Here is an 18,467-nt window from a genome sequence, read left to right as displayed (position 1 = left end):
TATGACACACCCAAGGAAATATGCCGTCTGCATCATTGGGCTGGGCGCGATGGGCATGGGCGCGGCGCGCTCGTGCCTCCGCGCCGGATTGACCACCTACGGGGCGGACCTGAATCCGCAGGCGCTGGCGGCGCTGCAACAGGCCGGCGCGAAACAAACATCTACCAGCGCGCGCGACTTCGCGGCCGAGCTGGACGCCGTGCTGCTGCTGGTGGTGAACGCCGCCCAAGTGAAGCAGATCCTGTTCGGTGAACAAGGCCTGGCGCCAAAGCTCAAGCCGGGCACCGCGGTGATGGTCTCTTCGACCATTTCCGCCGATGACGCCAAACAGATCGAACAACGCCTGCTGGACTATGGGCTGCCGATGCTGGATGCGCCGGTTTCCGGCGGAGCGGCCAAGGCGGAGGAAGGCCAGATGACGGTGATGGCCGCCGGCGACGACGCCACCTTCGAGCGTCTGCACCCCGTGCTGGACGCCATTGCCGGCAAAGTGTACCGCATCGGCGAGACGATCGGCCTGGGCGCGACGGTAAAAATCATCCACCAGCTGTTGGCTGGTGTACACATCGCCGCCGGAGCCGAGGCCATGGCGCTGGCCGCCCGCGCCGGCATCCCGCTGGACGTGATGTACGACGTGGTCACGCACGCCGCCGGCAACTCCTGGATGTTCGAAAACCGCATGCGTCACGTGGTCGACGGCGACTATGCGCCCAAGTCGGCGGTGGATATCTTCGTCAAGGATCTGGGACTGGTAGCGGATACCGCCAAGGCGCTGCACTTCCCGCTGCCGCTGGCCTCCACCGCTTTCACCATGTTTACCGCCGCCAGCAACGCCGGTTACGGTAAAGAAGACGACAGTGCGGTGATCAAAATCTTTGCCGGCATCGATCTGCCGCAGAAAAAGGAGTCAATCTGATGCTGCTCGGCGTAATCGCGGATGACTTTACCGGCGCGACCGACATCGCCAGTTTTCTGGTGCAAAACGGCCTGCCGACGGTGCAGCTGAACGGCGTGCCGCAAGACGAAACGCAGGTAAACGCACAGGCGGCGGTCATTAGCCTGAAATCGCGCTCCTGCCCGGCAGAACAGGCGGTCGAACAGTCGTTGCAGGCGCTGACCTGGTTGCAAAAACAGGGCTGCCGCCAGTTCTACTTCAAATACTGCTCCACTTTCGACAGTACCGCACAAGGCAATATCGGCCCGGTGACCGACGCCCTGCTCGCCGCGCTGGGAGAAAGTTTCACGGTTGTCTCACCGGCGCTGCCGGTAAACGGCCGCACGGTCTATCAGGGCCATCTGTTCGTCGGGGAACAGTTGCTGTCTGAATCCGGCATGCGTCATCACCCGGTCACGCCGATGACCGAGAGCAACCTGCTGCGCCTGATGGCGTCCCAGGCCGCCGGGCGCTGCGGGCTGGTAACGGCGGCGGAAATGGATCGCGGCGCCGAGGCAGTCAGCGAGAAACTGCGGCAATTGGCGCAGGACGGCGTGCGCTACGCGGTGCTGGATACGCTCAACGAACGGCATCTGCTCATCCAGGGTGAAGCGTTGAAAACGATGAAGCTGGTGACCGGTGGTTCGGGCCTGGCGATCGGCCTGGCGCGGCAATGGGCGCAGAACGGCGAACGTTCGGCAGAGGCGGCCGGTGCGCCGCAGGGGGAAAAAGCGGCGGTGCTGTCGGGCTCGTGTTCTGTGATGACCAACCGGCAGGTGGCGCACTATCGAGAACGCGCTTCGGCGCAGGCCATCGATATCGGCCGCTGCCTCGAGCCACAGGCGCGCACCGCCTACGCCGCCGAGTTGGCGCACTGGGCGCAGCGCCACGCCGGGGAGGCGCTTGCCCCGCTGATCTACGCCACCGCAGCGCCGGAAGCGCTGCAGCAAACGCAACGGCAGTACGGTAGCGCCGCCAGCGAGGCGGTGGAGGCGTTGTTCGCCGAGCTGGCGGTGCAGCTGTGCCAGTTGGGATTCAGCCGCTTTATTGTCGCCGGCGGCGAAACCTCCGGCGTGGTCACGCAGGCGCTGGGCATTCGCGGCTTCCATATCGGCCCCAGCATTTCCCCCGGCGTTCCCTGGGTGCGCGCCAACGACCGGGCCATTTCACTGGCATTGAAGTCAGGCAATTTTGGCGATGAAGCCTTCTTCACGCGCGCGCAAACGGAGTTTCCAGTATGACCATGACCATCGAGCAGCAGGCACGAGAAGAGATGGTGCGCCTGGGCGCTTCGTTTTTCCAACGCGGTTACGCCACCGGCTCTGCCGGCAACCTCTCGCTGCTGCTGCCGGACGGCGCGCTGTTGGCGACACCGACCGGCTCCTGTCTCGGCGAGCTGCAGGCCGATCGCCTGTCTAAAGTGAGCCTGAACGGCGACTGGCTCTCCGGCGACAAGCCGTCGAAAGAGATCAGCTTTCACCGAGCGCTGTATCTGAACAATCCGGAATGCAAAGCGGTGGTGCACTTGCATTGCACCTACCTCACGGCGCTCTCTTGCCTGCAGGGGCTGGACGTCAACAACGCTATCAAACCGTTCACCCCCTATGTGGTGATGCGCGTCGGCAAGGTGCCGGTGGTGCCCTACTACCGCCCCGGCGACGAAAGGCTGGCGCAGGATCTGGCCCGCCTGGCGCCCACCCACCGCGCCTTTTTGCTGGCCAACCACGGGCCGGTGGTGACCGGTAAAGACCTGCGAGCGGCGGCGGACAATGCCGAAGAGATGGAAGATGCGGCGCGGCTGATCTTCACCCTCGGCGATCGTCCTATCCGCTATTTGACCGATGATGAAATTGCCGAATTACGGAGCTGAACCATGCCTAAATTTGCCGCCAATTTATCGATGATGTTTAACGAAGTGCCGTTCCTCGAGCGCTTCGCCGCCGCTGCCGCACAGGGCTTCAGCGCGGTGGAGTTCCTGTTCCCTTACGACTATCCCGCCGAGCTGTTGGCCGAAAAGCTGCGCGAACACGGCCTGCAACAGGTGCTGTTCAACACCGCGCCCGGCGATGCCGTCGCCGGCGAATGGGGGCTGGCGGCGCTGCCGGGCCGCGAGCAGGACGCGCGCGCCGATATCGATCGCGCGCTGGCCTACGCCATCGCCCTTTCCTGCCCCTGCGTGCACCTGATGGCCGGCGTGGTGCCCGCAGGCGCGGATCGACAGCGTTATCTCGACACCTTTATCGCCAATGCGCGCTATGCCGCCGACGCCTTCGCCCCGCACGGCGTCAAGGTGCTGCTCGAAGCGCTCAGCCCGCCGGTCAAGCCCGACTACCTGTTTGCCAGCCAACACCAGGTGGCGGAAGCCGTGGCGGCGATCGGGAGACCGAACGTGTTCATTCAGTTCGACTTTTTCCACGCGCAGTTAGTGGATGGCAATATCAGCGGGCTGCTGGAGACGCTGGCTGGGTGCTACGCGCATATCCAGATAGCCTCCGTGCCGGATCGCCATGAGCCGGACGAGGGCGAACTGAATTATCCGTGGCTGTTCGACAGGCTGGATGCGCTCGGCTATCAGGGTTGGATAGGTTGCGAATACCGGCCGCGCGGCGATACCGCCGCCGGGCTCGGCTGGCTGAAGCCTTACCGCTAACGCCGTCGCCGACACCAGGAAATCGATTTTATAACAATGAAACGCACCCGTATCGCCACGCGGCGATCGCGGTGCCCAACGCTTACCCAACGAAAGGCTTTTTTCATGTCTACCTCTCTGCTGTTGCTGATTGCCGTACTCGGCGTGGTGCTGCTGTTATTGATGGTCATCAAGGCGAAGGTGCAGCCCTTCGTCGCGCTGTTGGTGGTCAGTCTGCTGGTGGCGTTGGCCAGCGGCATTCCGACCGGCGAAGTGATGAAAGTGATGACCGCCGGGATGGGCGGCGTGCTTGGCTCGGTGACCATCATCATCGGCCTGGGGGCGATGCTTGGCCGCATGATCGAACACTCGGGCGGCGCCGAGTCGCTGGCGCAACGCTTCAGCCAGGGGCTGGGGCCGAAACATACCGTCGCCGCACTGACCCTCGCCGCATTCATTCTCGGCATTCCGGTATTCTTCGACGTCGGTTTTATCATTCTGGCGCCGATTATCTATGGCTTCGCCAAGGTCGCCAAAGTGTCGCCGCTGAAGTTCGGCCTGCCGATGGCCGGCGTGATGTTGACGGTACACGTCGCGCTGCCGCCGCACCCCGGCCCGGTCGCCGCCGCCGGTTTGCTCAACGCCGACATCGGTTGGCTGACCATCATCGGCCTCGCGATCTGTATTCCGGTCGGCGCGATCGGCTATTTCGCCGCCAACTACCTCAACCGCAAAACCTATCCGTTATCGATAGAGGTGCTGGAACAACTGCAGCTGGCGGCGCCGGAACCGCGTCCGGAAGGGCAAGCGCCGCTCAGCGATCGCATCAACCCGCCCGGCGCCGGCCTGGTGGCGGCGCTGATCGTCATCCCGATCGCCATCATCATGCTCGGCACCGTCTCCGCTACGCTGTTGCCGGCCGGCTCGGCGCTGCGCGATACGCTGTCGCTGCTGGGCTCACCGGCGGTGGCGCTGATGATCGCCCTGCTGCTGGCCTTCTATTTCCTGGCGCTGCGCCGCGGCTGGAGCCTGCAGCACGCCAGCGACGTGATGGGCGCCGCGCTGCCGACCGCCGCAGTGGTGATCCTGGTGACTGGCGCGGGCGGCGTGTTCGGCAAGGTGCTGGTGGAATCTGGCGTCGGCAAAGCGCTGGCAGAAGTACTGACAGCCATCGGCCTGCCGCTGGTGCCCGCCGCCTTTATCATTTCGCTGGCGCTTCGCGCTTCGCAAGGGTCCGCCACCGTGGCGATCCTGACCACCGGTGGCCTGTTGTCGGAAGCGGTCAGCGGCTTGAATCAGCTACAGCTGGTGCTGGTGACGCTGGCGACCTGTTTCGGCGGACTGGGGCTTTCCCACGTCAACGACTCCGGTTTTTGGATCGTCACGCGCTATCTGGGGCTGTCGGTGGCCGATGGCCTGAAGACCTGGACGGTGCTGACCACCTTGCTCGGCCTGAGCGGCTTTCTGCTCACCTGGCTGTTGTGGCTGGCAGTGTGATTTCTCTGGCATACTGAATGCCATTGTTTTTCATCGCCTTTCACCCTGTGCAGGAGCAGCAACATGACCGTAATCAACACCGCGCCAACGCTTGTCACCGAACGCCTGCGGCTGGACGCGCACACGCTGGACGACTTCGACTCGCTGGCCGCTCTGTGGGCCGATCCGCTGGTGGTACGCTATATCGGCGGCACGCCGCGCAACCGGGAAGACTCCTGGGGGCGCCTGATGCGCTACGTCGGCCACTGGGCGCTGTTGGGGTACGGGTATTGGGCGGTGCGTGACAAACAGAGCGGCGAGTATCTCGGCAGCATCGGCTTCTCCAACTTCCTGCGCGACATCACCCCGGCGCTCGACGCGCCGGAAATGGGCTGGACGCTGGTGAGCTCGGCGCACGGCAAAGGCTACGCCACCGAGGCTTTGCGGGCGGCGCTGGCCTGGGGTAAGACGCACCTGCCGGGCGAGAAAACCGTCTGCATCATCTCGCCGGAAAACCAGGCCTCGCTGGCGCTGGCGAATAAAGTCGGCTTTAGCGAAAGCCACCGCAGCGAGTATCACCAGAGCCCGATCGTCGTGCTGCATTGCCCACTCTAAAACCTAACCGCGTTGCATCGCCAACGCCGTCTGAATGAAGTTGTCCCGCAGCGCGTCGGTGCGTTGCGGGTCCCAGGCGATGCCGACCTGCCACTCCGTTTCCTCGCCGCTCAGCGGCAGAATGTCGATGCCGGCCGGCGCGATATGCGTGATGCTGTGCGGCAACAGCGCGACGCCGACGCCGGCGGCGACCAGCGCCAGCAGCGTCTGGATATCGCCGGCCTGCTGCACCACGGTCGGCGTCAACCGGTGAGCGGCGATAAACCGCAGCGACTGATCGCTCAGCCCACGCCCACGTTTAGGGGTCAACTGCAGCAGCGGCAGCTGATTGAAACGCGCCATCAGATCGTCGGCGCACAGCGCCAGCGCACCCGGCGCAGCCAGCACCAACCGGTCACTCAGCATTGCCACGCCGCACAGCGGCGTATTGACCGGCAAACGCACGAAGCCCGCCTGCAACTCCCCCTGTAACAGCAGCTGATACTGCCGTTCCGACGGGATATCCTCCAGGCCGATCGCCACCTCGGGAAAACGCCGGCGAAAGGCGGCTACCAACTGCGGCGCCAGATGAAAGCTGGAAAGGCCAAACCCCAACGCCAGCCGCCCCGCCTCCCCGAGTGCCACCCGCCGGGCGCGCCGCTGAAACTGCTGGTACTGTTCCACCAGCGCCTGCGCCTCCGGGTAGAGCCGCTGGCCGCCGGCGGTGAGCACCGCCCCCTGTCGGCCACGCTCGAACAGCCGAACGCCGAGCTGGGTTTCCAGCGCCTGAATCTGCTTGCTCAGCGCCGGTTGGCTGATGTACAGCCGGCTCGCCGCCTGCCGATAGTTGCCCTGTTCGGCCAGCGCCACCAGGGCGCGCAGTTGTTTTATATCCATTCCATTAGGTTATCGAATAGGGAATTTAATTGATTATACAGTAATCAATCTACCTGCTGTAATCAACGCAGACCCTAACCGGAGAGATACCATGACCATCTCATTGCGCGCCGCCACGGTGCAATTCCAGCATCGCGCCAACGATAAGAATTACAACCTGTCGACCATTGAGCGCTTTATCGCTCAGGCGGCCGAGCAGCAGGTACAGCTGCTGGCCTTCCCAGAAATGTGCATCACCGGCTACTGGCACGTGCGCCATCTTTCCGACGCCGAAGTGCGGGCGCTGGCGGAACCGATCGCCGCCAGCCCTTCGCTGGCGCGTATTCGCCCACTGGCGGAGCGTTACAACATGGCGATCGGCGTCGGGCTGATCGAGCTGGGCGACGACGGCCGTTGCTACAACGCCTACGCCGTATGCCTGCCGGACGGCGCGCTGCATGTGCACCGTAAACTGCACGCCTTCGAACACCCGGCTATCGCCAGCGGCGATCGCTATACGGTGTTCGACACCCCCTGGGGCGTGCGCGTAGGCGTATTGATCTGCTGGGACAACAATCTGGTGGAGAATGTGCGTGCAACGGCGCTGATGGGCGCGGAAGTGCTGATGGCCCCGCACCAGACCGGCGGCACTCATTCGCGCAGCCCGCACGGCATGAAGCCGATCCCACAGGCGCTGTGGCAGCGGCGGGCGGAAGATCCGCAGGCAATAGAAGCCGCCTTTCGCGGTGAGCACGGCCGCGGCTGGCTGATGCGCTGGCTGCCCTCGCGCGCTCACGACAACGGGCTGTTTTTGCTGTTCAGCAACGGCGTGGGCCGCGATGACGATGAGGTACGCACCGGCAATGCGATGATCCTCGATCCCTACGGCCGCATCGTGGCGGAGACCTGGGCGGCGGAAGATCGGATGGTCAGCGCCGATCTCGACCTGGCGCTGATCCCGCTCAGCACCGGCCGCCGCTGGATTTATGGACGCCGCCCCGAGCTGTACGGTTCACTAACCGAACCGCAAGGCTATGAGCGCGATGCCCGCAGCGCGCGCTTTTCGACGCAGCCGACGGGGCGCGGCGGCTAATGACAGATAAAAAAAATCCGCCCGAAGGCGGATTTTTTATCCGCGCAGCAACCTGTGCCGCGCATTCACGCCCGCAGGCATGAAGAAATCTTAGAAGCGGTAGCCTACGCCAACGTTCCAGCTGCCAACGTCCACGCTGCGGATGCGGCTCTGCTCGTAGCCAACGTCCAGGGCAACGTTTTCGATTGGGTTGAACTGCAGACCGGCACCGTAGGTGAAGCCGTAGTCGCTGTTGCCACCTTTGTTACCGCCAGCCTGGGCGTTGTCGATGTTTTTGCCGTAGCCAACACCGATCACACCGTAGATGCTCGCCCAGTCGTTGAAGCGGTAAGCTGGACCTGCGGTGATGGAATCGTACTGAGATTTCTTGTAGAAACCGTTTTCAGAACGATTTTTTTCCAGGTGGGTGAAAGAGCCGATCACACCCAGTGGGTTGTTGTCGAACTCGTAACGGTATTTCAGGTTGAAACCGTCGGCCTTGTTAGCAACGCCTTGGAGATCACCCTGCGCATAGCCAGCGGATACGGTGCTCTGACCAGCGAATGCGGTACCTGCGCTAACTGCTAATACGCAAGCTGCTACTGCGGAAAGACATGCAATTTTTTTCATAACCACCTCAAACGCGTTTTATTATTAAGTACATCCATTTGTTCATGCTTTGAAAATATAACAAAAATTAGCGTGAAACTCTGCCTTGAAATGAGTGTCTAATGCTTTATATCGTGTAACAGAAGATTTCAAGAACAGTGTATCTGCTTCTTTTCGCTCTATTTTCGGCCGTATTCTACGGCTTTCTGTGACAAAAATCACCAATTTAATATCCAGATAATTCTTAAGAAAAAGCGCACTTTTTGACCAAATTCGCCACATCTCATCCGAGGATCGGCGGATTTCACCGCGATGCGCGCTTTTCTCAGACAGATTTTCGCCATTTCATTTACACTGCTCGCATCCCCGTTTCGACCGTTTTCTCAAGGCTGAGGAACGGCGCAAAAAAGGCCCGTTAAGGATGTCGTTATCTACTTCCGGCAGAGCGCCCTCCGCGCTGCTGCCCATCTGTCTGTTAATCATCGCCATGGTGTCTATCCAAAGCGGTGCCTCGTTGGCCAAAAGCCTGTTCCCGATCGTGGGCGCAGAAGGCATTACGACGTTGCGTCTTTTCATCGGCACCCTGATTCTGTTCATTATCTTCCGCCCGTGGCGTATGCGCATCGTCGCCGGCAGCCGCTTGCCGCTGCTGATTTACGGCCTGTCGCTCGGCGCGATGAACTACCTGTTCTACCTGTCGCTGCGCACCGTGCCGCTCGGCATCGCCGTAGCGCTGGAGTTTACCGGCCCGTTGGCGGTGGCCATGTTCTCTTCGCGGCGGCCGATAGACTTCCTCTGGGTGGCATTGGCGATCGCCGGGCTGTGGTTCCTGTTGCCGCTCGGCCACGGCGTGGGCGGGATCGATCCGTTCGGTGCCGCCTGTGCGCTCGGCGCCGGCGCCTGCTGGGCGGTCTATATCATTTTCGGCCAAAAGGCCGGCGGCGATCACGGCCCCGGCACGGTGGCGCTCGGTTCCTTGATCGCCGCGCTGGTGTTCTGCCCGATCGGCGCCTGGCAAACCGGCAGCGTGCTGTTCAACCTCGATATTCTGCCGGTGGCGCTGGCGGTGGCGATCCTCTCCACCGCGCTGCCTTATTCGCTGGAGATCATCGCGCTGCCCAAAATTCCGGCGCGCACCTTCGGCACCTTAATGAGCCTGGAACCGGCGATGGCGGCGCTGTCCGGCATGCTGTTCCTCGGCGAACACCTGAGCGGCGTGCAATGGTTGGCGCTGGCGGCGATTATCGCCGCCTCCATGGGCTCCGCCCTGACCATTCGCCCCAAGCCGCGCCTCGAAAGCCTTTCCTGATCGCCTGACTCGCCTGCCGACCGCAACGCCGGAATGCAGGCGGGTTAACTGTTTTCCTCGTGACAAATCGGCATACTTCCCCTTAGCCTGTATCGCAGGCTCTTTGGACTTTCGCTCACATGGAGAATAACAGTGATTCACAACAGCCTGTTCAACCCACGCTTCGGCCGCGGACTCGCGCCGGCGCTGGTTTCAACCCTGACCGAGTTGCGCCGATGCGACCTGCCCGAACTGGCGCTGGGCCATCACCCGATCGACGGCGACAACATCTTTATGGACGTGATGACGCTGACCACCGTGCCTACGGCGGAAAAGCGCGCCGAAATGCATCAGGAGTACATCGCGCTGCATCTGCTGATCAGCGGCGAAGAACGCATCGAATACGGCCTGGCGGGCGACTGGCATCGCGAACATCCGCACGCAGAAAATAGCGACCTTCTGCTGCTGGATATCAAACGCCACCCGCAAACGCTGCACATGACGCACGGCATGTTCGCGATCTTTTTCCAGATGGAACCGCACAAGACCGGCTGCCTGTGGCAGCGCCCGCAGCAAATCAAGAAAGCGGTGGTGAGGATCCATCACCGTCTGCTGCTGTGAACCTGCGGCAGCGTCCGTAGAAAATCGGCGGCCTGGCGGGGAGAGCGCAAGCGCTTGAAACGGCGCCCTACATCGGTACGGGCCATCTCCGCCAGGTATTTTCGCCGGTTCTTCGAGTAAGTGCGGATCGTCCACAGCACGATCGACTCGCGGCTAAAGAAAGAACGGCGGAAACTTTCCCGATTGCCGGTGCCCGGCCACAGCTCGCTTTTGCTGGCCGCGCGACGGCACGCACGGCGCACGGCCTGCCACAGCGTGCGGCAGAAACCGTAGTCCAGCCACAGGATATAATCGACCTCGCGCCACTTGAGCGGTTGCGTGCGGCTGTAGTTGCCGTCCAGCACCCAGCCTCCTCCCGCTTCGGCCAGCGCCTGCTCAAGCCGCGCCAGGAACGCGTCATCGGGCGTCCCCTGCCACTCAGGCCGCCAATAGAGTCTGTCCATCTCGATATAGGGAACGTCAAGGCGTTCCGCCAGTTGACGCGCCAGGGTGCTTTTACCGCTGCCGCTGGTGCCGACGACGTTAATTTTCATCACTCGCCAATAAAGACTGGGGATAATTCTCTTACTTTAGCCGTATCTATTACGGCTATCAATCTGAATAGGCTTGGAATTAACACCACGATAACAAAGTGGATATTTATCCGGAGCAGTATGCCTGTAGAAAATAAGATAACAGGGATAAATCGTCACTGATCTAAATAATAACCAAAAAAAAAATCGCAATAAAATTCATCAAATTACACAAAAACAAAAATCAAATAAAAATAGTGCCATTAGGCCACTCCTATTTGTGCAATAGCCATTTTCGTGCGGCAAAAATAAATACCCCTGCTATAATTGATCCCGTAACGAAATAGGACAACGACTAATCAAGAGGATATCTGATATGAGTACCGCTAAACTGGTGAAAACGAAATCTTCTGATCTGCTGTATACCCGTAACGATCTGGACGAAAAAGTTAAACTGGCCGCCATCAAGGCGCTGAACCATCAGGTCGTGCAATTCATCGATCTTTCGTTGATCACCAAACAGGCGCACTGGAACATGCGCGGCGCGAATTTCATCGCGGTCCATGAAATGCTGGACGGCTTCCGCACCGCCATCATCGAGCATCAGGACACCTTCGCCGAACGCGTGGTGCAACTGGGCGGCGTGGCACTGGGCACCGTACAGGTGGTCAACGATCGGACACCGCTGAAAAGCTATCCGACCAATATCCACAGCGTGCAAGAGCATCTGAAGGCGCTGGCCGATCGCTACGGCGCGGTCGCGAATGACATCCGCAAAGCCATTACCGAAGTGGAAGATGAAGACACCGCCGATATGTTCACCGCCGCCTCGCGCGATCTGGACAAGTTCCTGTGGTTCATCGAATCCAACATCGAATAACGCGAAAGCGTTGCAGCGCGCCCGTCGTTCCGGGCAGAACAGGCTGGGCTTTGCCCGGCCTGTTTTCTTTTGCGCGACCGTTGCATTGTACAAAAAACGCCCCATATTAAACGGTGAGGTTCCTTTGTCAGGAGGTAACGATGGCCAGTGGCTGGGCGGCGGACGGCGCCGTACAGGATCAGATTGATTCCACCGTCGACGATGCGGTGCAGCGCGCGCGTGAAGCGCTCGGGCACGGCGAGAGCGAACGCTATTGCCAGGAATGCGGGGAACCGATCCCCGAGGCGCGCCGCCAGGCATTAACGGGCGTGCGTTTTTGCCTCGCCTGCCAGGCCGAACAAGACAAAAAACACGCGGCCGCCAGCCTGTACAACCGGCGCGGCAGCAAAGACAGCCAGTTGCGCTAGCATTATCTGCTCCCCCTTTTCTCCCTTCGCGGCCCCGCGTGCACCGTCAGTGCATCATGAAAGTTAGAGTTAGTTATCAATATTGAAGCAAAAACGTTAAAGAACGGTTGTTTCACAGCCAAAATTTGGTTAATGATAGCCCCGTGCACCAAGATAATTCTTACGCACCATTTCGGTGCCTCATTGTGGTGCACAACCATAACAATTCGCCTTTCCGGCACAACATCACGCAATAACTCTTTGTTTTTATGGTAGTTGAAAACATGGCACGATTTTTTCATGGCACCAACTGCAATATAAAAAATGGGTAATCCGCAACCTGTACAGGAATTCCTCTCATGAAGTCGATTTTTAAAGTCTCCCTGGCCGCACTCTCTCTGGCCTTTGCCGTAAGTTCCCACGCAGCAGACAAACTGGTGGTTGCCACCGACACCGCTTTCGTTCCTTTTGAGTTCAAACAAGGCGACAAATACGTCGGCTTCGACATCGATTTGTGGGCCGCCGTCGCCAAAGAGCTGAAGCTGGACTACACCCTGAAACCGATGGACTTCGGCGGCATCATTCCGGCGCTGCAGACCAAAAACGTCGATCTGGCGCTGGCCGGCATCACCATCACCGATGAGCGCAAGAAAGCCATCGATTTCTCTGACGGCTACTACAAGAGCGGCCTGCTGGTGATGGTCAACGCCGACAACAACAGCGTGAAAAGCATCGACGATCTGAACGGCAAAGTGGTGGCGGTGAAGAGCGGCACCGGCTCGGTGGATTACGCCAAGCAGCACATCAAAACCAAGGATCTGCGCCAGTTCCCTAACATCGACAACGCCTACATGGAGCTGGGCACCAAGCGCGCCGATGCGGTGCTGCACGACACGCCAAACATCCTATACTTCATTAAGACGGCCGGCGCCGGCAAGTTCAAAACCGTAGGCGATTCGCTGGAAGCGCAGCAGTATGGCATCGCCTTCCCTAAAGGCAGCGACGAGCTGCGCGAGAAGGTGAACGGCGCGCTGAAAACCCTGCGCGAGAACGGCACCTATAACGAGATCTACAAGAAGTGGTTCGGCACCGAACCTAAGTAAGCTGTGAATTTGGCAAGTTATTAACTTAAGCACAGGGGGCGCTTACCCCCTGCGCTTCGTTGTATCTGATACCCACGTTTGGGATCACCGGGAGAAATATCATGCAGTTCGACTGGAGCGCCATCTGGCCCGCCATTCCTATCTTGTTAGAGGGCGCCAAAATGACCCTGTGGATTTCGGTCCTCGGTCTGATTGGTGGCCTGATCATCGGCCTCGTCGCCGGCTTTGCCCGCACCTACGGCGGTTGGATCGCCAACCACATCGCGTTGGTGTTTATCGAGGTGATCCGCGGCACGCCGATCGTGGTGCAGGTGATGTTCATCTACTTCGCCCTGCCGATGGCATTTAGCGACTTGCGCATCGATCCGTTCACCGCGGCGGTGGTGACCATCATGATCAACTCCGGCGCCTACATCGCGGAAATCACCCGCGGCGCGGTGCTGTCGATTCATAACGGTTTCCGCGAAGCTGGCTTGGCGCTCGGCCTGTCGCGCCGCGAAACCATCCGCTACGTCATTATGCCGCTGGCGCTGCGCCGCATGCTGCCGCCGTTGGGCAACCAGTGGATCATCAGCATCAAAGACACCTCGCTGTTCATCGTGATCGGCGTGGCGGAGCTGACCCGTCAGGGTCAGGAAATTATTGCCGGTAACTTCCGCGCGCTGGAAATCTGGAGCGCCGTGGCGGTTATCTATCTGATTATTACCCTGGTGCTGAGCTTCGTGCTGCGTCGTCTGGAAAGAAGGATGAAAATCCTGTGATTGAATTTAAAAACGTCTCCAAGCATTTTGGCCAAACCCAGGTGCTGCACAACATCGATTTGAAGATCGACAAAGGCGAAGTGGTGGTGATCATCGGGCCGTCCGGCTCAGGCAAATCCACCCTGCTGCGCTGCATCAACAAGCTGGAAGAGGTCACTAGCGGCGATCTGATCGTCGACGGCCTGAAAGCCAACGATCCGAAAGTGGACGATCGGTTGATCCGCCAGGAAGCCGGCATGGTGTTCCAGCAGTTCTACCTGTTCCCGCACCTGACGGCGCTGGAAAACGTCGCTTTTGGCCCGATCCGCGTACGCGGCGCGAAGAAGTCCGATGCGGAAAAGCTGGCGCGCGAACTGCTGGCCAAGGTCGGTCTGGCGGAGCGTGCCCACCACTACCCGTCCGAACTGTCGGGCGGGCAGCAGCAGCGCGTGGCGATTGCGCGCGCGCTGGCGGTGAAGCCGAAAATGATGCTGTTCGACGAGCCGACCTCCGCGCTCGATCCGGAATTGCGCCACGAAGTGCTGAAGGTGATGCAGGATCTGGCCGAGGAAGGGATGACGATGGTCATCGTCACCCATGAAGTCGGCTTTGCCGAAAAAGTGGCGTCGCGCCTGATCTTTATCGATAAAGGCCGGATTGCCGAAGACGGCAACCCGCACGACCTGATCAACCATCCGCCAAGCCCGCGTCTGCAGGAGTTCCTGCAGCACGTGTCCTGATCCTGGCGGTTTAACGGCGGGCGCGCCACGCGCCCGCCGCTTTCATTCCGCACGCGTTCCCACGCCCCATCGCGTTTCCTTTCCTACTATATTCATTGTTTTCATCGTATTGCTCTGACATCCGCCGATCACAGAACGCCAAAGAGAGGAACAATGCCGCCAAACGCATACTCCCGACGAGGTTCTCATCTGCGAGAACACCTGCTTTCCCTGCTGCTGTTGCTGACCCTAGGCGTCTTCGCACCACCGGCGCTGGCGCAAAACGCGCCGCCGGCGCCCGCCGACAAAAGCGAGCAGCAGAAGGCCGCCTATGCCGCGCTGGCCGATCTGCTGCAAGACGACCAAGCGCGCGCGGAACTCATCAACCACCTGAAACAGGCCGCCGGCGACGCCCCCGCCGCCGCCCCGGCAACGCCGGAGGAATCAACGCCGGCCACGCTGAGCGACAGCCTGAACTCGCTGGCGCAGGAAGGCATCGGCACCTTTAACCAGAAGCTCGGCGCGCTGCAAAAGCTGATCGACTCCGGCCCGAAGCGCGTTTTCAATCCCGCCGGCTTTTTCCGCGCGCTGGGCTACTTTCTGCTGACGGTGGCGGTCACCTTTGCGCTGTTCCACCTGATCCGGCGGCTGATCGCGCCGCTGTACAAACGCATGGGCAGTTGGGGGCACAACGCCCGGCTGCAGCGCGGCCCGTGGTATAAACGCCCCGCCGCCATTCTCGGCGCTTTCGCCGTCGATCTGCTGGTACTGCTGCTGGCGCTGGCGGCTGGCAACCTGTTCGCCCGCCACGTCCACGCCGACAGCGCCACCATTCTGCGGCTGCAGACCCTGTTTCTCAGCGCCTTCGCGGTGATTGAGTTTTTCAAAGCGGTGCTGCGACTGATTTTCGCCCCCAACTTCGACTACCTGCGCCCCTTCCCCTTCAGCGACCAGAGCGCGCGCTACTGGAACACGCGCCTCGCCTGGCTCAGCGGGCTGATCGGCTACGGCCTGATGGTGGTGGTGCCTGTGGTGGCGGTACAAATAAGCTACCCGGCCGCCGCCGCCGTCAACCTGGTGGTGATGCTGGCGCTGACGCTGTACGCCATTTGGCTGATCCTGCACAACCGCAAGCCGATACAGCAACAAATCAATCTGCTGGCCGAGCGGTCGATGGCGTTTTTCAGCGTGATCCTGCGCGGCCTGGGGCATATCTGGCATCTGCTGGCGATCGCCTATTTTCTGGTGTTGTTCGTGCTGTCCCAGTTCGACATCGGCAACAGCCTGCGCTTTATGATGAGCGCCACGGTGAAAAGCCTGCTGGTGGTCGGCGTCGGCGCCCTGCTGTCCGGCATGCTGACCCGCTGGATTTTCCGCCGCATTTCGCTGCCAACCGACGTCAATCTGCGCTATCCGATGCTCGAGCGGCGCATCAACTCCTATATCCCCAACGGGTTGAAGATACTGCGGGTGATGGTGGTGCTGGCGGTGACGCTGTTCCTGCTCGACGCCTGGCACCTGATTAATCTGTACCAGTGGGCGGGCAGCGAAAATGGCCAGCGGACGCTCGGCGGGCTGGTGCATATCCTGCTGATCCTGCTGATCGCCGTCTTCAGTTGGACGCTGATGGCCAGCATCATCGAGCACCGCCTGGCGCTGGAACTGAGCAATGGCGTGCGGCCGAGCGCGCGCGAACGCACGCTGCTGACGCTGTTTCGCAACGTGCTGGCTATCGTTATCAGCACCATTACCGTGATGATCGTGCTGTCGCAGGTGGGGTTGAACATCGCGCCGCTGCTGGCGGGCGCCGGCGCGCTGGGGCTGGCTATCAGCTTCGGCGCCCAGACGCTGGTGAAAGACGTGATCACCGGCGTGTTCATCCAGTTCGAAAACGGCATGAACACCGGCGAATACGTCACCGTCAGCGGCATCACCGGCACCGTGGAACGCATGACCATCCGCTCGATCGGCCTGCGCGACGATTACGGCGTCTACCACATCGTGCCGTACTCCTCGATCACTACGCTGGCCAACTATGCGCGCGAATTCGGGGTATACCGCGCCAACTATACTGTCAGCCGCGACGAGGATATCGATCGGGTCAATGAGGTGCTGCATCAGGCCATCGCGGCGCTGAAGCAAGATGAACAGGTGAAGCATTTCCTGATTGGCGAGCCGGTCTTCAACGGCGTGGTGGCGCTGGGCGACCGCTCGTTCACCACCCGCGTGACGGTGCGCACGCAGGCGCTGAAACAGTGGGTGGTGCAGTACGCCCTCGATCGGCTGGTGAAAATTCATTTCGATCGGGCCGGCATCGGCATGCCTCAGCAGGCGATGCAGATCTCCCGCGCGCCGCAGCTGCACGAAGAACAGGCGCCGCCCGCTGCTCCCGGCGGTTAGCGCCCGCAGGGCTGAGCGGCCAGGAAGGCCGCCACGTCCTGTCGGTAGGCGTCGTATTGCACCGAGCGCGGGGCAAACAGACCCACCACGTTGATCAGCCACGGATGGCGGGCGAACAGCGGTTTGATCATCACATGATCGGCTTCATCGATGCGCGTCACCGTCAGCAGCGAGGCCGGGATCGTCTGCCGATACACGCGCTCGGTTTCGTCCGCGTCCACGTTGACGTCGCGCCCGCCCAGGATCAGGTGCACCGGCGTAGTGAAATACCGCAATCCCGCCGTCGCGTCGCTGGCCATGTTAGCGCGGATAAAGCGCCAGCGGTCGGCGCTCAATGCAGCGGCGGCGCCATACTCGCGGCGGTACTGCGCGTAGCCGTCCGGTTGCTCGAGCAGCGTCTGGATATGGCGCCAATGCGCCTCGCGCGCCTGGATTTGCGCTTCATCGTCCCCCGCCGCCGCCATCGCCGCCCGGGTGTTATAGCGCCCCTGCCGCAGCCAGTTGATCGCCGGCGCCAGCGCCAGCGTGAAGGCGATGTCGGGGCGCAAACGCGCCACCTCCGGCATCACCCATCCCGCCTGGCTGGTGCCCCACAGCCCCACGCAGCGCGCATCAAAGCGCCCGTCCCGCCGTGCCCAGTCGATGATATCAGCGGTTTCCCGCGCGCGATCCGCCATGGTCTGATGCAGCCAGTTGCCGCCGGAGCCGCCAACGCCCGGCTTATCGAAGGATAAAACCGCGTAGCCCTGCTGCGCCATCGCCTCCCAAATGCCGTAATAGCCTTCGTCGCGGCTGGCGTTGGCCGGCCCATCGCCGTGCACGAACACCACGACGCCGGGCTTGATCGGCGCATGCTGCGGCAACACCAGCGTGCCGGTCAGCCGGTTGCCGCCGGCGGTCACCGTGACCGGTTCAGTGACAAAACGAAAGTCGTTGACGTAAATGACCCACCCGAGCGCCAGCAGGAGCAGCGCCACGCAGCACAGTCCTATTTTGCGCACGTCGCCTCCCCGCAGCGTCTCTCCATCAACACCCAGTCGGCCTGACCGAACAGCCATCCCAACGAAGCGTAATGCTCTTCGCGCCGCACCTGAAAACCGCAGCGCCGGTACAGGCGCTGCGCATCCACGTTGCGCCGGCTGACGTGCAGGCTCAGACGCCGGCCCGCGCCTTGTTCAGCAGCATAGTCGTTCATCCACTGCAGCAGCCGCTTGCCCACCCCTTTGCCACGCTGACTCTCGGCCACCGCCAGGTAGGAGAGATACAGCTCATCGGCCGCCGGGGTGTGCTGCAACACCGCCATTTGCAGATACATGCGCCAAACGTTCAGCCAGCCATAGCGGCGGCACAGCCGCCAAATCGGCAAGGTGCACGGACGCCGCCCGGCGTTATTCTCGCCAGCGGCCGCATTGAGGGCAAAGGCCGCCACCACCTGTTCATCCTGCTTCACCACAAAGCTGCGCTCCCGGCTGCCGCTTTGCTTCCAACACCATAGCCGATAGAACAAACGCCACTGAAGGCGGGCGCTCAGACGGCGTGCGCGCTGAAACTTGTCGCAGAACGCGGCGTAGATCAGCGCCGCCGTTTGCCGGCGGTCAGCATCCCGGTACGGCTCAATGTGCAGCATA

General features: G+C 61.2%; 20 protein-coding genes. 15 read left to right on the top strand and 5 right to left on the bottom strand.

From position 1 onward, the window contains the following. Position 1: 1 nt before the first annotated feature. The 6 genes from ltnD to QDT79_RS11560 all read left to right on the top strand — a co-directional run bounded on the left by ltnD (position 2) and on the right by QDT79_RS11560 (position 5,654). Positions 2 to 916: an L-threonate dehydrogenase gene (gene ltnD, locus QDT79_RS11585; RefSeq protein ID WP_308316521.1), complete on the top strand. Its 915-nt coding sequence runs from the start codon at positions 2 to 4 to the stop codon at positions 914 to 916. Further along, complete coding sequence (otnK, locus tag QDT79_RS11580; protein ID WP_149558794.1) at positions 916 to 2,175, top strand: 3-oxo-tetronate kinase; 1,260 nt, start codon at positions 916 to 918, stop codon at positions 2,173 to 2,175. Before ltnD ends, otnK begins: the two co-directional genes overlap by 1 nt. Further along, positions 2,172 to 2,804: a 3-oxo-tetronate 4-phosphate decarboxylase gene (gene otnC, locus QDT79_RS11575; RefSeq protein WP_369919460.1), complete on the top strand. Its 633-nt coding sequence runs from the start codon at positions 2,172 to 2,174 to the stop codon at positions 2,802 to 2,804. The genes otnK and otnC overlap by 4 nt, the downstream gene beginning before the upstream one ends. Positions 2,805 to 2,807: 3 nt before the next feature. After that, positions 2,808 to 3,584: a 2-oxo-tetronate isomerase gene (gene otnI, locus QDT79_RS11570; protein WP_063988822.1), complete on the top strand. Its 777-nt coding sequence runs from the start codon at positions 2,808 to 2,810 to the stop codon at positions 3,582 to 3,584. Positions 3,585 to 3,689: 105 nt separating this feature from the next. Further along, positions 3,690 to 5,060 (top strand): GntP family transporter, encoded by a 1,371-nt coding sequence (locus QDT79_RS11565; protein WP_063988821.1) that lies wholly within the window; start codon positions 3,690 to 3,692, stop codon positions 5,058 to 5,060. Between the two features lie 63 nt (positions 5,061 to 5,123). Next, positions 5,124 to 5,654, top strand: a complete 531-nt coding sequence (locus QDT79_RS11560) for a GNAT family N-acetyltransferase (protein ID WP_308316520.1) — start codon at positions 5,124 to 5,126, stop codon at positions 5,652 to 5,654. 3 nt (positions 5,655 to 5,657) lie between these two features. Here QDT79_RS11560 and QDT79_RS11555 read toward each other — a convergent pair whose 3' ends face one another. Next, entirely contained in the window at positions 5,658 to 6,530 is an 873-nt protein-coding gene (locus QDT79_RS11555) for a LysR family transcriptional regulator (protein WP_063988819.1), read from the bottom strand. Positions 6,531 to 6,621: 91 nt separating this feature from the next. On the opposite strand from QDT79_RS11555, the gene QDT79_RS11550 reads away from it, so the two are divergent. Then, positions 6,622 to 7,602, top strand: a complete 981-nt coding sequence (locus QDT79_RS11550; RefSeq protein WP_063988818.1) for a nitrilase family protein — start codon at positions 6,622 to 6,624, stop codon at positions 7,600 to 7,602. Positions 7,603 to 7,692: 90 nt separating this feature from the next. On the opposite strand, the gene ompX is transcribed toward QDT79_RS11550, so the two are convergent. Then, the gene (ompX, locus tag QDT79_RS11545) at positions 7,693 to 8,211 is read right to left on the bottom strand and encodes an outer membrane protein OmpX (RefSeq protein WP_033637662.1); all 519 of its coding nucleotides are present in this window, start codon (positions 8,209 to 8,211) and stop codon (positions 7,693 to 7,695) included. Positions 8,212 to 8,611: 400 nt separating this feature from the next. Between ompX and rhtA the strand changes: the two genes are divergently transcribed. Beyond that, entirely contained in the window at positions 8,612 to 9,499 is an 888-nt protein-coding gene (gene rhtA / locus QDT79_RS11540) for a threonine/homoserine exporter RhtA (RefSeq protein ID WP_004939202.1), read from the top strand. Between the two features lie 132 nt (positions 9,500 to 9,631). Continuing rightward, positions 9,632 to 10,099: an N-acetylneuraminate anomerase gene (gene nanQ, locus QDT79_RS11535; protein ID WP_063988817.1), complete on the top strand. Its 468-nt coding sequence runs from the start codon at positions 9,632 to 9,634 to the stop codon at positions 10,097 to 10,099. Here the strand turns inward: nanQ and QDT79_RS11530 are convergent. Next, on the bottom strand, positions 10,081 to 10,632 hold the full coding sequence (locus QDT79_RS11530; RefSeq protein WP_063988816.1) for an AAA family ATPase: 552 nt from the start codon (positions 10,630 to 10,632) through the stop codon (positions 10,081 to 10,083). The two genes, nanQ and QDT79_RS11530, sit on opposite strands and share 19 nt — an antisense overlap. 355 nt (positions 10,633 to 10,987) lie before the next feature. Between QDT79_RS11530 and dps the strand changes: the two genes are divergently transcribed. The 6 genes from dps to ybiO all read left to right on the top strand — a co-directional run bounded on the left by dps (position 10,988) and on the right by ybiO (position 16,839). After that, positions 10,988 to 11,491, top strand: coding sequence for a DNA starvation/stationary phase protection protein Dps (gene dps / locus QDT79_RS11525; protein WP_004939215.1), 504 nt, complete (start codon positions 10,988 to 10,990; stop codon positions 11,489 to 11,491). Between the two features lie 140 nt (positions 11,492 to 11,631). After that, the gene (locus QDT79_RS11520) at positions 11,632 to 11,898 is read left to right on the top strand and encodes a DksA/TraR family C4-type zinc finger protein (RefSeq protein ID WP_063988815.1); all 267 of its coding nucleotides are present in this window, start codon (positions 11,632 to 11,634) and stop codon (positions 11,896 to 11,898) included. 338 nt (positions 11,899 to 12,236) lie between these two features. After that, complete coding sequence (gene glnH, locus QDT79_RS11515; RefSeq protein ID WP_004939223.1) at positions 12,237 to 12,980, top strand: glutamine ABC transporter substrate-binding protein GlnH; 744 nt, start codon at positions 12,237 to 12,239, stop codon at positions 12,978 to 12,980. Positions 12,981 to 13,081: 101 nt separating this feature from the next. Beyond that, on the top strand, positions 13,082 to 13,741 hold the full coding sequence (gene glnP / locus QDT79_RS11510) for a glutamine ABC transporter permease GlnP (protein ID WP_019454487.1): 660 nt from the start codon (positions 13,082 to 13,084) through the stop codon (positions 13,739 to 13,741). Then, entirely contained in the window at positions 13,738 to 14,460 is a 723-nt protein-coding gene (glnQ, locus tag QDT79_RS11505; RefSeq protein ID WP_004939230.1) for a glutamine ABC transporter ATP-binding protein GlnQ, read from the top strand. The genes glnP and glnQ overlap by 4 nt, the downstream gene beginning before the upstream one ends. Positions 14,461 to 14,613: 153 nt before the next feature. Then, a complete protein-coding gene (gene ybiO / locus QDT79_RS11500; RefSeq protein ID WP_063988814.1) occupies positions 14,614 to 16,839 on the top strand; it encodes a mechanosensitive channel protein in 2,226 nt (741 codons plus the stop codon). Here ybiO and QDT79_RS11495 read toward each other — a convergent pair. Together QDT79_RS11495 and QDT79_RS11490 are read right to left on the bottom strand one after the other, a co-directional pair. Continuing rightward, positions 16,836 to 17,840 carry an alpha/beta hydrolase family protein gene (locus tag QDT79_RS11495; protein WP_107227409.1) on the bottom strand — a complete coding sequence of 335 codons (1,005 nt, stop codon included), beginning with the start codon at positions 17,838 to 17,840 and terminating at the stop codon, positions 16,836 to 16,838. The genes ybiO and QDT79_RS11495 overlap by 4 nt on opposite strands. Continuing rightward, positions 17,828 to 18,466, bottom strand: a complete 639-nt coding sequence (locus QDT79_RS11490; protein WP_107227408.1) for a GNAT family N-acetyltransferase — start codon at positions 18,464 to 18,466, stop codon at positions 17,828 to 17,830. The genes QDT79_RS11495 and QDT79_RS11490 overlap by 13 nt, the downstream gene beginning before the upstream one ends. Position 18,467: the final 1 nt, after the last annotated feature.

Origin of the sequence: Serratia marcescens (genome assembly GCF_029846115.1) — a bacterium.
In the GTDB taxonomy this organism is placed as follows: Bacteria; Pseudomonadota; Gammaproteobacteria; order Enterobacterales; family Enterobacteriaceae; genus Serratia; species Serratia marcescens_L.
Note: the sequence above shows the minus strand (reverse complement) of the source record. Positions and strands in the feature narration are given on the sequence as shown.

Excerpts from the sequence above, each read along its gene's own strand:
- ltnD (WP_308316521.1), top strand. The coding sequence starts at position 2 with ATGACACACCCAAGGAAATATGCCGTCTGCATCATTGGGCTGGGCGCG.
- dps (WP_004939215.1), top strand. The coding sequence starts at position 10,988 with ATGAGTACCGCTAAACTGGTGAAAACGAAATCTTCTGATCTGCTGTAT.
- otnC (WP_369919460.1), top strand. The coding sequence starts at position 2,172 with ATGACCATGACCATCGAGCAGCAGGCACGAGAAGAGATGGTGCGCCTG.
- otnK (WP_149558794.1), top strand. The coding sequence starts at position 916 with ATGCTGCTCGGCGTAATCGCGGATGACTTTACCGGCGCGACCGACATC.
- QDT79_RS11555 (WP_063988819.1), bottom strand. The coding sequence starts at position 6,530 with ATGGATATAAAACAACTGCGCGCCCTGGTGGCGCTGGCCGAACAGGGC.
- ybiO (WP_063988814.1), top strand. The coding sequence starts at position 14,614 with ATGCCGCCAAACGCATACTCCCGACGAGGTTCTCATCTGCGAGAACAC.
- otnI (WP_063988822.1), top strand. The coding sequence starts at position 2,808 with ATGCCTAAATTTGCCGCCAATTTATCGATGATGTTTAACGAAGTGCCG.
- QDT79_RS11565 (WP_063988821.1), top strand. The coding sequence starts at position 3,690 with ATGTCTACCTCTCTGCTGTTGCTGATTGCCGTACTCGGCGTGGTGCTG.
- ompX (WP_033637662.1), bottom strand. The coding sequence starts at position 8,211 with ATGAAAAAAATTGCATGTCTTTCCGCAGTAGCAGCTTGCGTATTAGCA.
- QDT79_RS11520 (WP_063988815.1), top strand. The coding sequence starts at position 11,632 with ATGGCCAGTGGCTGGGCGGCGGACGGCGCCGTACAGGATCAGATTGAT.
- glnH (WP_004939223.1), top strand. The coding sequence starts at position 12,237 with ATGAAGTCGATTTTTAAAGTCTCCCTGGCCGCACTCTCTCTGGCCTTT.
- QDT79_RS11550 (WP_063988818.1), top strand. The coding sequence starts at position 6,622 with ATGACCATCTCATTGCGCGCCGCCACGGTGCAATTCCAGCATCGCGCC.
- rhtA (WP_004939202.1), top strand. The coding sequence starts at position 8,612 with ATGTCGTTATCTACTTCCGGCAGAGCGCCCTCCGCGCTGCTGCCCATC.
- QDT79_RS11490 (WP_107227408.1), bottom strand. The coding sequence starts at position 18,466 with ATGCTGCACATTGAGCCGTACCGGGATGCTGACCGCCGGCAAACGGCG.
- glnP (WP_019454487.1), top strand. The coding sequence starts at position 13,082 with ATGCAGTTCGACTGGAGCGCCATCTGGCCCGCCATTCCTATCTTGTTA.
- QDT79_RS11560 (WP_308316520.1), top strand. The coding sequence starts at position 5,124 with ATGACCGTAATCAACACCGCGCCAACGCTTGTCACCGAACGCCTGCGG.
- QDT79_RS11530 (WP_063988816.1), bottom strand. The coding sequence starts at position 10,632 with ATGAAAATTAACGTCGTCGGCACCAGCGGCAGCGGTAAAAGCACCCTG.